The organism is Streptomyces sp. NPDC059787 (genome assembly GCF_042732315.1).
Classification (GTDB): Bacteria; Actinomycetota; Actinomycetes; order Streptomycetales; family Streptomycetaceae; genus Streptomyces; species Streptomyces atrovirens.
In genome coordinates this window covers 1-10572 of sequence record NZ_JBHWHX010000089.1, presented here as the reverse complement: position 1 = coordinate 10572, position 10572 = coordinate 1, and the positions used below count along the sequence as shown (strand labels likewise).

The 10572-nt window shown below is 69.6% G+C and carries 9 protein-coding genes, 1 pseudogene and 1 riboswitch; of the genes and pseudogenes, 9 read left to right on the top strand and 1 reads right to left on the bottom strand.

Annotation, left to right across the window (positions count from 1 at the left end; all coding sequences use genetic code 11):
* The 3 genes and pseudogenes from ACFV5H_RS37210 to ACFV5H_RS37200 form a co-directional block, all read left to right on the top strand.
* Positions 1-240, top strand: a pseudogene (locus ACFV5H_RS37210) (cytochrome ubiquinol oxidase subunit I); the annotation flags it as partial.
* Positions 237-635: a cytochrome c oxidase subunit 4 gene (locus ACFV5H_RS37205; RefSeq protein WP_385199120.1), complete on the top strand. Its 399-nt coding sequence runs from the start codon at positions 237-239 to the stop codon at positions 633-635. The pseudogene ACFV5H_RS37210 and the gene ACFV5H_RS37205, both read left to right, overlap by 4 nt.
* 117 nt (positions 636-752) lie before the next feature.
* Positions 753-2030 carry an Ig-like domain-containing protein gene (locus tag ACFV5H_RS37200; RefSeq protein ID WP_385059200.1) on the top strand — a complete coding sequence of 426 codons (1278 nt, stop codon included), beginning with the start codon at positions 753-755 and terminating at the stop codon, positions 2028-2030.
* Positions 2031-2123: 93 nt separating this feature from the next.
* Here the strand turns inward: ACFV5H_RS37200 and ACFV5H_RS37195 are convergent, their stop codons facing one another.
* Positions 2124-2525, bottom strand: a complete 402-nt coding sequence (locus ACFV5H_RS37195) for a hypothetical protein (RefSeq protein ID WP_385059203.1) — start codon at positions 2523-2525, stop codon at positions 2124-2126.
* Between the two features lie 238 nt (positions 2526-2763).
* Between ACFV5H_RS37195 and ACFV5H_RS37190 the strand changes: the two genes are divergently transcribed.
* From ACFV5H_RS37190 to ACFV5H_RS37165, 6 genes are all read left to right on the top strand, one after another.
* Positions 2764-3375: a heme-copper oxidase subunit III gene (locus ACFV5H_RS37190; RefSeq protein WP_385059205.1), complete on the top strand. Its 612-nt coding sequence runs from the start codon at positions 2764-2766 to the stop codon at positions 3373-3375.
* An 83-nt stretch (positions 3376-3458) separates the two neighbouring features.
* Entirely contained in the window at positions 3459-4271 is an 813-nt protein-coding gene (locus ACFV5H_RS37185; protein WP_385059207.1) for a c-type cytochrome, read from the top strand.
* Positions 4268-5326 (top strand): Rieske 2Fe-2S domain-containing protein, encoded by a 1059-nt coding sequence (locus tag ACFV5H_RS37180; protein ID WP_385059210.1) that lies wholly within the window; start codon positions 4268-4270, stop codon positions 5324-5326. Before ACFV5H_RS37185 ends, ACFV5H_RS37180 begins: the two co-directional genes overlap by 4 nt.
* A complete protein-coding gene (locus tag ACFV5H_RS37175) occupies positions 5323-6960 on the top strand; it encodes a cytochrome bc complex cytochrome b subunit (protein WP_385059212.1) in 1638 nt (545 codons plus the stop codon). Before ACFV5H_RS37180 ends, ACFV5H_RS37175 begins: the two co-directional genes overlap by 4 nt.
* Before the next feature lie 154 nt (positions 6961-7114).
* A complete protein-coding gene (gene trpD / locus ACFV5H_RS37170; RefSeq protein ID WP_385059517.1) occupies positions 7115-8179 on the top strand; it encodes an anthranilate phosphoribosyltransferase in 1065 nt (354 codons plus the stop codon).
* Positions 8180-8824: 645 nt separating this feature from the next.
* Positions 8825-8941, top strand: a riboswitch (SAM riboswitch).
* A gap of 162 nt (positions 8942-9103) precedes the next feature.
* A complete protein-coding gene (locus ACFV5H_RS37165) occupies positions 9104-10471 on the top strand; it encodes an aminotransferase class V-fold PLP-dependent enzyme (protein ID WP_385199119.1) in 1368 nt (455 codons plus the stop codon).
* Positions 10472-10572 lie beyond the last annotated feature (101 nt).

The following is a 10572-nucleotide window of genomic DNA, read 5'->3' as shown; positions in this document are numbered from 1 at the left end:
TGGAAGACGGCCAAGTACGGCAAGCCGGTCCGCGTCGACGACCCCTGGGGCTACGGCCGCTCCCTGGAGTGGGCGACCTCCTGCCCGCCCCCGCGGCACAACTTCCTCACCCTGCCGAAGATCCGCAGCGAATCCCCGGCGTTCGACCTGCACCACCCCGAGATCGCCGCACTCGACGAACTCGAGAACGCCGGTCACGGTGAGAAGGCCCTCTCCGGCAGCAAGGAGGCCGGCAAGTGAAGATCCAGGGCAAGATGTTCATCTGGCTGAGCGTCTTCTTCCTCATCATGGCCGGGGTCTACGGCGTGTGGTCGAAGGAGCCGGTCGGCACCACCGCCCTCTTCCTGGCGTTCGGCCTGTCCATCATGATCGGCTTCTACCTGGGCTTCACGGCCCGGCGGGTCGACGTGGGCGCGCAGGACAACAAGGAGGCGGACGTCGCCGACGACGCCGGCGAGGTCGGGTTCTTCAGCCCGCACAGCTGGCAGCCGCTCGCCCTGGCCGTGGGCGGTGCCCTGGCCTTCATGGGCGTCGCGATCGGCTGGTGGCTGATGTACTTCTCGGCGCCGCTGCTCCTGATCGGCATCTGGGGCTGGGTCTTCGAGTACTACCGCGGTGAGAACCGCACCCAGTGACCCACGGCGTCGAGGGGCCCGGACACTCCACCAGGAGGGTCCGGGCCCCTCGACGTTTCCTCACCCGTTCGGGCCGTCCAGTGAGCCGAGGGCGGCGCGGGTTCCTAGCGTGAGGCCATGAGACGTACCAAGTCCCCTCGTGGCGCGGGCGCCGGGCGGAGCCGCGTCGCCGGCTGCACGCTGCTGGTGGTCGCCCTCGGCGCGGGCGTCGCGGGCTGCTCCTCCGGCGGCGACCCGCTGTCCGCCGAGCCCTACGACGCGGCGGACCAGATCTCCTTCAGCGGGTCCGTCGAAACGGGCGGGGAGGCCGACCCCGACAAGCCCCTGGAGGTCGTCGCCGAGGACTCCGACGGGCGCATCACGGACGTCACCGTCGTGGACGCCTCGGGACGCCACGTGACGGGCGAACTGGCCGCCGACGGCAGCCGCTGGCACAGCACCTCCCCGCTGGCCGCGGGCGCCCGGTACACGGTCCGGGTGAGCACCGAGGACGAGGACGGGGCGCCCGGCCGCAAGGTCCTCACCTTCACCACCGCCAGGTCGGCCGCCACCCGGCGCCTGACCGTCGCCTTCGGCCCCGGGGCGGGCACGTACGGCGTCGGCCAGCCCCTCACCGCCGAGCTGAGCGCACCCGTCAAGGACCCGGCCCAGCGAGCCGTCGTGGAGCGCGCCCTGAAGGTCGAGTCCACCCCCGCCGTGTCCGGCACCTGGCACTGGGTGGACGACAAGAAGCTGCACTACCGCCCCCAGGACTACTGGCCCGCCCACGCCACCATCGGCGTGCGCAGCACCCTGGAGGGCGTCAAGGTCAACGACCGGCTGCGGGGCGGCAGGTCCGCGCCCCTGACGATCCGCACCGGCGACCGGGTGATAGCCGTCACCGACGCCGCCACGCACCGGCTGACGGTCTACAAGAACGACGAGGAGATCAGGCAGATCCCCGTCACCACCGGCAAGCCCGGCTTCGAGACCCGCAACGGCGTCAAGGTCGTACTCGCCAAGGAACGCCTCGTACGTATGCGCAGTACCACCGTCGGCATCGCCGAGGGTTCGACGGAGTCGTACGACCTGGACGTCGAGTTCGCCACCCGGGTGACCTGGAGCGGCGAGTACGTCCACGCCGCCCCCTGGTCCGTCGGCTCCCAGGGCTACGACAACGTCAGCCACGGCTGCGTCGGCATGAGCACCGACAACGCGGAGTGGTTCTTCGACACCGTCCGCGAGGGCGACATCGTCAAGGTCGAGAACTCGACCGGCGAAACGATGGAACCCTTCGGCAACGGCTACGGCGACTGGAACCTCGACTGGCGGAAATGGCAGGCGGGCAGCGCCCTGACCACCAACAAGCCCCCCGGCCGGGCAGAGCAGGCCCGACTGAGGCCACAGACCGTGTGAAACGCCCCTGGGGCAGCACCTCAGGGGCGCGGGGAACTGCGCGACAAACCACAACGGACCCGCAGTCGCCACGCCACCGGAGGAAGCGAGTTCTCAGGCGCTCTGCAAATTCTTCTGCCGCAGCAGAGACGCCAGCGCCGAGGCGAACTCGACCGGCTCCACCGGCAGGGTGACCGCGGACTCGGCGCGACTCCACGTCGCCAGCCACGCGTCCTGCGGCCTGCCGATCAGCAGAAGCACCGGCGGACAGTTGAACACCTCGTCCTTGATCTGCCGGCACATCCCCATGCCCCCCATCGGCACGGCCTCACCGTCCAGCACGCACACGTCGATGCCGCCCCGGTCCAGCTCGGCCAGTACGGCCGCCGGGGTCGCGCACTCCACGAACTCCACGACGGGCACGTCCGGCGCCGGCCGCCGCCCGGTGGCGAGCCGCACCTGCTCCCGGGTGTTGGCGTCGTCGCTGTAGACCAGCACCGTGGCGGTCGCCTGCATTGTTCCTCCACGCGTAAGAGAGAGGGCACGGCTCTGTCGGGAACTTCGGGTACCGATGGCGCGGATGCTACCCCTTCCGACCGCTTGTCAACACTGGTTCGGACACGCCTTCGAGACGGCTGCGGGACGGCTCCGCCACGGGCCGCGGATGGGCCATCCGGGCAGTCCAGGAGGGCCGAACACACCGAACGGCACCCCCGGGAGTGAGGGCGGGATAAGCGACCGACATAATGTCGGCGTGGCGACAGCAACGACAGTAGATACCGGGCACGCGCACCCGTCGGTCAACCGACCGAACCTCACCAGCGTCGGAACCATCATCTGGCTGAGTTCCGAGCTGATGTTCTTCGCGGCCCTCTTCGCGATGTACTTCACTCTGCGATCGGTGACCGGACCCGACTTCTGGTCGGAGAAGGCCGACGCCCTGAACTTCCCGTTCTCGGCGACGAACACCACGATCCTGGTGCTCTCCTCCCTCACCTGCCAGCTCGGCGTGTTCGCCGCCGAGCGCGGTGACGTGAAGAAGCTCCGGGGCTGGTTCGTCGTCACCTTCATCATGGGCGCGATCTTCATCGGCGGTCAGGTCTTCGAGTACACCGAGCTGGTCAAGCACGAGGGCCTGTCCCTCTCCTCCGACCCGTACGGCTCGGCGTTCTACCTGACCACCGGCTTCCACGGCCTGCACGTGACGGGCGGTCTCATCGCCTTCCTGCTGGTCCTGGGCCGGACCTACGCAGCCAAGAGGTTCACCCACGAGCAGGCGACCGCGGCCATCGTCGTGTCCTACTACTGGCACTTCGTCGATGTCGTCTGGATCGGCCTCTTCGCCACGATCTACATGATCAAGTAGCCGGGCCCACATCCGCGCGCGCCCCTTTCCGGGCGCACCAACCAGAAGCATCGACGCAGAAGATCCTGACACCGGGGTAATCCGTGAAAAAGCTCTCCGCACGACGACGCCATCCGCTGGCGGCGCTCGTCGTCCTACTCCTCGCGCTGGCATGCACCGGGGGGCTCTACGCCGTGTTCGCACCCGCGGACAAGGCGCAGGCCGACGAAACTGCCCAGTCCCTCACGATCGAGGAGGGCAAGAAGCTCTACTCGGTCGGCTGCGCCAGCTGCCACGGCACCGGCGGTCAGGGCACGTCCGACGGCCCGAGCCTGGTGGGCGTGGGCGCCGCGGCCGTCGACTTCCAGGTGAGCACCGGCCGTATGCCGGCCGCCACCTCGCAGGCCGCGCAGGTCCCGGACAAGCCGGCCGTCTACACGCAGGCCGAGATCGACCAGCTGGCGGCGTACATCGCCTCCCTGGGCGCCGGCCCGGCCGTCCCCACCGCCGAGCAGTACGGCCCCGAGGGCGCCGACATCGCCAAGGGCGGCGAACTGTTCCGCAACAACTGCGCGCAGTGCCACAACTTCACCGGCAAGGGCGGTGCGCTCACGCACGGCAAGTACGCCCCGAGCCTTGAGGACGTCGCCCCCAAGCACATCTACGAGGCCATGCTCACCGGCCCGCAGAACATGCCCTCCTTCCCCGACAGCACGCTGACGGAGCAGAACAAGAAGGACATCATCGCGTACCTGGGCGAGGTCAACACCGACGAGTCCGAGAGCCCGGGCGGCATGGCGCTGGGCGGGCTGGGCCCGGTCAGTGAGGGCCTGTTCGGCTGGATCTTCGGTCTCGGCGGACTGATCGCCGTCGCCGTGTGGGTCGCCGCTCGGACCGCAAAGGCCAAGAAGTCATGAGTAGCCAAGACATCCCCGAAGAGAACCTGCCCGCAGCGCAGGACACCACCCACGGCACGGTGAAGGTCGCGGACGAGAAGAACCCGTTCGCCGACCCGGGCCTGCCGCCCCACGAGCACCGGATCCAGGACATCGACGAGCGGGCCGCCAAGCGGTCCGAGCGCGCGGTCGCCCTGATGTTCACGCTGTCGATGCTGGCCACCGTCGGCTTCATCGCCTCGTTCGTGGCGATCCCGGTCGAGAAGATCGTCTACATCTTCCCGCTGGGCCACATCAGCGCCCTGAACTTCGCGCTCGGCGTGACGCTCGGCATCGCCCTGTTCGCCATCGGCGCGGGCGCGGTCCACTGGGCCCGCACCCTGATGTCCGACGAGGAGCTGGCCGACGAGCGGCACCCGATCGAGGCCTCGCCCGAGGTCAAGGCGAAGGTCATGGACGACTTCCGCCAGGGTGCCAAGGAGTCGGCGCTCGGCCGGCGCAAGCTGATCCGCAACACCATGTTCGGCGCCCTCGCCCTGTTCCCGCTCTCCGGCGTCGTGCTGCTGCGCGAGCTCGGGCCGCTGCCCGAGACCAAGCTGCGCCACACCCTGTGGGGCAAGGGCAAGCTGATCGTCAACATGAACACCAACGAGCCGCTGCGGCCGTCGGACCTCATCGTGGGCTCGCTGACCTTCGCCAAGCCCGAGGGCCTGGAGGAGCACGACCACGACTTCCAGAACGAGATCGCCAAGGCTGCCCTGATGCTGATCCGCATCAAGCCGGACGACATCAAGGACAAGCAGTCACTCGAGTGGTCGCACGAGGGCATCCTCGCGTACTCGAAGATCTGCACCCACGTCGGTTGCCCGATCTCCCTGTACGAGCAGCAGACACACCACGCGCTGTGCCCCTGCCACCAGTCCACCTTCGACCTTTCCGACGGTGCCAAGGTCATCTTCGGCCCCGCCGGTCACCCGCTGCCGCAGCTGCGCATCGGCGTGAACGACGAGGGTTACCTCGAAGCGCTCGGCGACTTCGCAGAGCCCGTCGGTCCTGCCTTCTGGGAGCGCGGATGAGTACTACGACGACCCCCGAGTCCCGCTCGCGCGGGAAGGCACCGGCCGGCGAGCGCGTCGCCGACTGGGCCGACGGCCGGCTGGGGATCTACTCCCTGGCCAAGGCCAACATGCGCAAGATCTTCCCGGACCACTGGTCCTTCATGCTGGGCGAGATCTGCCTCTACAGCTTCCTCATCATCATCCTCACGGGTGTGTACCTGACGCTGTTCTTCCACCCGTCGATGAACGAGGTGGAGTACCACGGCAGTTACGTCCCGCTGCAGGGACAGCTGATGAGTGAGGCCTACAAGTCGACGCTGGACATCAGCTTCGACGTCCGTGGCGGTCTGCTGATCCGGCAGATCCACCACTGGGCCGCGGTCATCTTCCTGGCCGGCATGTTCGTGCACATGATGCGCGTCTTCTTCACCGGCGCGTTCCGCAAGCCGCGTGAGATCAACTGGCTGTTCGGCTTCCTGCTGTTCGTCCTCGGCATGTTCACCGGTTTCACCGGTTACTCGCTGCCGGACGACCTGCTCTCCGGAACCGGTGTCCGCTTCACCCAGGGCGCGATCCTGTCCGTGCCGATCGTCGGCACGTACATCTCGATGTTCCTGTTCGGCGGGGAGTTCCCCGGCACCGACTTCGTCGCCCGGTTCTACTCGATCCACATCCTGCTGCTGCCGGGCATCATGCTCGGCCTGGTGGTCGCCCACCTGATCCTGGTCTTCTACCACAAGCACACGCAGTTCGCGGGTGCCGGACGGACCAACAAGAACGTCGTGGGCATGCCGCTGCTGCCGGTCTACATGGCCAAGGCGGGAGGCTTCTTCTTCCTGGTCTTCGGCTTCACCGCCCTGATCGCCGGCATCGCGTCCATCAACCCGATCTGGGCCCTGGGCCCGTACCGTCCGGACATGGTCTCCACGGGCGCCCAGCCCGACTGGTACATGGGCTTCGCCGAGGGTCTGGTCCGCGCCATGCCAGGCTGGGAGATCAACCTCTGGGGCCACACCCTGGTCCTGGGCGTCTTCGTCCCGCTGGTGATCTTCGGTATCTTCCTGGCGGTCATCGCGCTCTACCCGTTCATCGAGTCCTGGATCACCGGGGACAAGCGCGAGCACCACATCCTGGACCGGCCGCGCAACGCGCCGACCCGTACGGCCTTCGGCGTCGCCTGGGTCACGGCGTACATGATCATGCTGATCGGTGGTGGCAACGACATCTTCGCCACCCACTTCAACCTCTCGATCAACGCGGTCACCTGGTTCGTCCGCATCGGCTTCTTCGTGGGACCGGTCATCGCGTTCGTCGTCACCAAGCGGATCTGCCTCGGCCTCCAGCGCCGGGACAAGGACAAGGTGCTGCACGGCCGCGAGTCGGGCATCATCAAGCGCCTGCCGCACGGTGAGTTCATCGAGGTGCACGAGCCGCTCAGCCAGGAGCAGATGTACACCCTCACCGCGCACGAGCAGTACAAGCCGGCCGAGATCGGCCCGACGGTCGACGAGAACGGCGTGAAGCGCAAGGTGAAGGCGACCGAGAAGCTGCGCGCCAAGCTGAGCAAGGGCTACTACGGCGAGGACGCCCAGATCCCGAAGCCGACCGTCGAGGAGTACAAGGAGATCACGAGCGGCCACGGCCACCACTGATCACCTTCAGCGCCTCACCCCAGTCGCCACACGACGGCGAAGGGCCCCCGTCCGTTCTGCGGACGGGGGCCCTTCGCCGTCCCCGGACCTGGATAGGGTGGACACCGGTACCCTGCCGGGTCCCCGGACTCTTCTACGACCATCAGGAGCGGCCATGAGCGCTGTGACCCCCGCTGGAGGCGACACCGCGGCGGGCCGCTCCTGGCCCGCCGTGCTGAACGGACTGCTGGACGGCCGGGACCTGACCGCCGACGACACCGCCTGGGCGATGGACCTGATCATGCGCGGTGAGGCGACCGACGCGCAGATCGCCGGGTTCGCGGTGTCCCTGCGGGCCAAGGGCGAGACCGTCGAGGAGATCACCGGCTGCGTACGGGCGCTGTACGACCACGCCCATGTGATCGAGGTGCCGGGCGAGACCGTCGACATCGTCGGCACCGGCGGCGACGGCGCCAAGACGGTGAACATCTCCACGATGTCCTCGATCGTCGTGGCCGGCACCGGCGCGAAGGTCGTCAAGCACGGCAACCGGGCCGCGTCCTCCGCGTCCGGCGCCTCCGACGTCCTGGAGAAGCTCGGCGTCAATCTGGAGCTGACGCCGCGACGGGTCGCCGAGGTCGCCGAGGAGGCCGGGATCACCTTCTGCTTCGCGGTGAAGTTCCACCCGGCGCTGCGCCACGTCGCCGCCGCGCGGGGCCAGCTGGGCGTCCGCACGGTGTTCAACTTCCTCGGCCCGCTGGCCAACCCGGCACGGGTCAAGGCACAGGCCGTCGGGGTCGCCGACCCGCGGATGGCGCCCATCATGGCCGGGGTCTTCGCCGAGCGAGGCAACTCCACGCTGGTGTTCCGCGGCGACGACGGCCTGGACGAGCTGACGACCACCGCCACCTCCAAGGTGTGGGTGGTCCGCGACGGCAAGGTCGCCGAGGAGGCCTTCGACCCGCGCGACGTCGGCATCGACCTCGTGCCCGTGGAGGCGCTGCGCGGCGCCGACGCCTCCTACAACGCGGAGGTCGCCCGCCGGCTCCTCGACGGCGAACCGGGCCCCGTACGGGACGCGGTGCTGCTGAACTCGGCGGCGGCCCTGGTGGCCCTGGAACCGGGCGACGGCACCCTGACGGAACAGCTCCGCGCCGGAATGGCGAAGGCGGCCGAGTCGATCGACTCAGGGGCCGCCAAGCGGGTCCTGGAACGCTGGGTGACCGTCAGCAACGCGTAAGGCCTGCCCGGCGAGGCGTGCCGGAGACGCGAGGTCCGGTGCGTACTCCTCCACTGCCTTGCAGCCGCACGCTCGGCTTCTCCCCCCGCTCGGCTTCGCTCGAGCGGGGGGACCCCTCATGTGTGGGCCCTCCATGTGTGGGCCCTCCATGTGTGGGCCCTCCATGTGTGGGGCCCTCATGCGCGGGTCCGCATACGTGGGGGCCATGCGTGAGTCCCTGTGCGTGAACCCCCGTGCGCGGGGTCCTCATGTGTGGGTCCGCATACGTGGGGGCCATGCGTGAGCCCCTGTGCGTGGACCCCTGTGCGCGGGGTCCTCATGCGTGGGTCCGCATACGTGGGGCCCGTGCGTGAGCCCCTGTGCGCGGGGTCCTCATGCGTGGGTCCGCATACGTGGGGCCCGTGCGTGAGCCCCTGTGCGCGAATCCCCGTGCGCGGGCCCCCTGCACAAGGGCCCCGTACGCGGCCCCTGTGCGCGGGGCTCCGTGTGTAGGGACCCCCATCGCCCCTGCTCACCAGGTTGCGAGGCACCTCCGGTTTCCTCCGGGGCGATCCGCCGGGCGGGCCCTGCCGCCCGGCGGGGGGATGTCCCGTGATCCGGACATGGGTTGCGGGGCGTCGATCATTTCGCGTACTTTTCTGTCCAGGTCATGAGTGACAGCCATCAGGCCCCGGCCGGCTGTCCGGCAACCCTCCGTCCGTGGCGGGGTGCCCCGGGTGAAGACCAGGCCGTGAGCAGCAAGGCTCACGGCAAGCGCGGACCCCTCGCACACCAGGGGTCCTGGTCGTCGAGGAGTCTCCCGTGAGCAAGCGAATGCGTTAGGGCTGCCGAGCCCCGCCTCCGCGCACCCTTTTTCTCTTCCTTCCGCGCTTGAGCGATGTGCGCTCGCGCGGGGATTCCGCCTGCCTCACCGGGAGTTGTGTCATGTCCGTCCCCACCGTTGCCGCCGGCCGGTCCGTCCGCGCCCCGCTGCCCGTCCTCGGCCGGGACGTCACCGTCCCCCTCGTCACCGGGGGCGAGGTCACCTACGCCGCCCTCGACTACGCCGCCAGCGCCCCCGCCCTCCAGCGGGTCTGGGACGACGTGGCCGCCTACGCGCCGTACTACGGCAGCGTCCACCGGGGCGCCGGATACCTCTCCCAGCTCTCCACCGACCTGTTCGAGAACGCCCGCCGGACCGTCGCCGAGTTCCTCGACTGCCGTACCGGGGACCAGGTGGTCTTCACCCGGTCCACCACCGACTCCCTCAACCTGCTCGCCGCCGCGCTCCCCGACGGCTGCGAGGTCTTCGTCTTCGAGACCGAGCACCACGCCTCCCTGCTGCCCTGGCGGGACGCGCGCGTCACCTGCCTGGACGCCCCGCGCAGCCCCCGCCAGGCGGTGGAGACCCTGGAGCGTGCCCTCGCCGACCGTGCCCCCCACGGCCCCGCCCTGGTCTGCGTCACCGGCGCCTCCAACGTCACCGGCGAGCTGTGGCCCGTACGGGAACTGGCCGCCGCCGCACACGCGCACGGCGCGCGGATCGTGCTGGACGCCGCCCAGCTCGCCCCGCACCACGCCGTCTCGGTGACCGGCCTGGACGTCGACTGGGTCGCCTTCTCCGGACACAAGCTGTACGCGCCCTTCGGCTCCGGCGTGCTGGCCGGCCGCGCCGACTGGCTCCAGGAGGCCGAGCCCTACCTCGCGGGCGGCGGCGCCAGCCGCAAGGTCACCCGGCGCGAGGACGGGGGAGTGGACGTGGAGTGGCACGAGGGCGCCGCCCGTCACGAGGCCGGCTCGCCCAACGTCATCGGCGCCCACGCCGTCGCGTCCGCCTGCAAGGCGCTCACCGAGGCCGGGTTCGAGGCGCTGGCCGCGCGTGAGGAGCGGCTGGTCCGCGCGGTGCGCGAAGGGCTCGTGGACGTGCCCGAGGTGCGGTTCCTGTCCCTGTTCGGGGACGACGCCCCGCGCGTCGGTGTGCTCTCCTTCGTCGTGGAGGGCTGGAACAGCTCCCACTTCGCCGCGGCGCTGTCCGCGGAGTACGGCATCGGGGTGCGGGACGGACTGTTCTGCGCGCACCCGCTGGTGCGGACGCTGCTCGGCAGCGACCCGCAGGCGCAGGGTGAGTGCGGCGCCCCCGAGGCGGGGTCCGGTGAGAAGTCGCTCAACGCGATCCGGGTGAGCTTCGGGGCAGGCACGCCCGACGAGCACGTGGAGCGTTTTGTGCGGGCGGTGCGGGAGCTGGTCCGTGACGGGGCCCGCTGGACCTACCGTACGGTGGACGGCCGCTGCGTCCCGGACACCTCCGTCTGAGGATTTTTCGCCCCCGCCGCCCCTTCCCGTCCCGACCCTGGGGCTCCGCCCCAGACCCCGCTCCTCAAACGCCGGAGGGGCTGGATTTAACCCCTCCGGCG

Bases quoted from the DNA above. Each gene is read 5' to 3' on its own strand.
- ACFV5H_RS37195 (WP_385059203.1), bottom strand. From the start codon at position 2,525: ATGCAGGCGACCGCCACGGTGCTGGTCTACAGCGACGACGCCAACACC.
- ACFV5H_RS37200 (WP_385059200.1), top strand. From the start codon at position 753: ATGAGACGTACCAAGTCCCCTCGTGGCGCGGGCGCCGGGCGGAGCCGC.
- ACFV5H_RS37180 (WP_385059210.1), top strand. From the start codon at position 4,268: ATGAGTAGCCAAGACATCCCCGAAGAGAACCTGCCCGCAGCGCAGGAC.
- ACFV5H_RS37175 (WP_385059212.1), top strand. From the start codon at position 5,323: ATGAGTACTACGACGACCCCCGAGTCCCGCTCGCGCGGGAAGGCACCG.
- ACFV5H_RS37165 (WP_385199119.1), top strand. From the start codon at position 9,104: ATGTCCGTCCCCACCGTTGCCGCCGGCCGGTCCGTCCGCGCCCCGCTG.
- trpD (WP_385059517.1), top strand. From the start codon at position 7,115: ATGAGCGCTGTGACCCCCGCTGGAGGCGACACCGCGGCGGGCCGCTCC.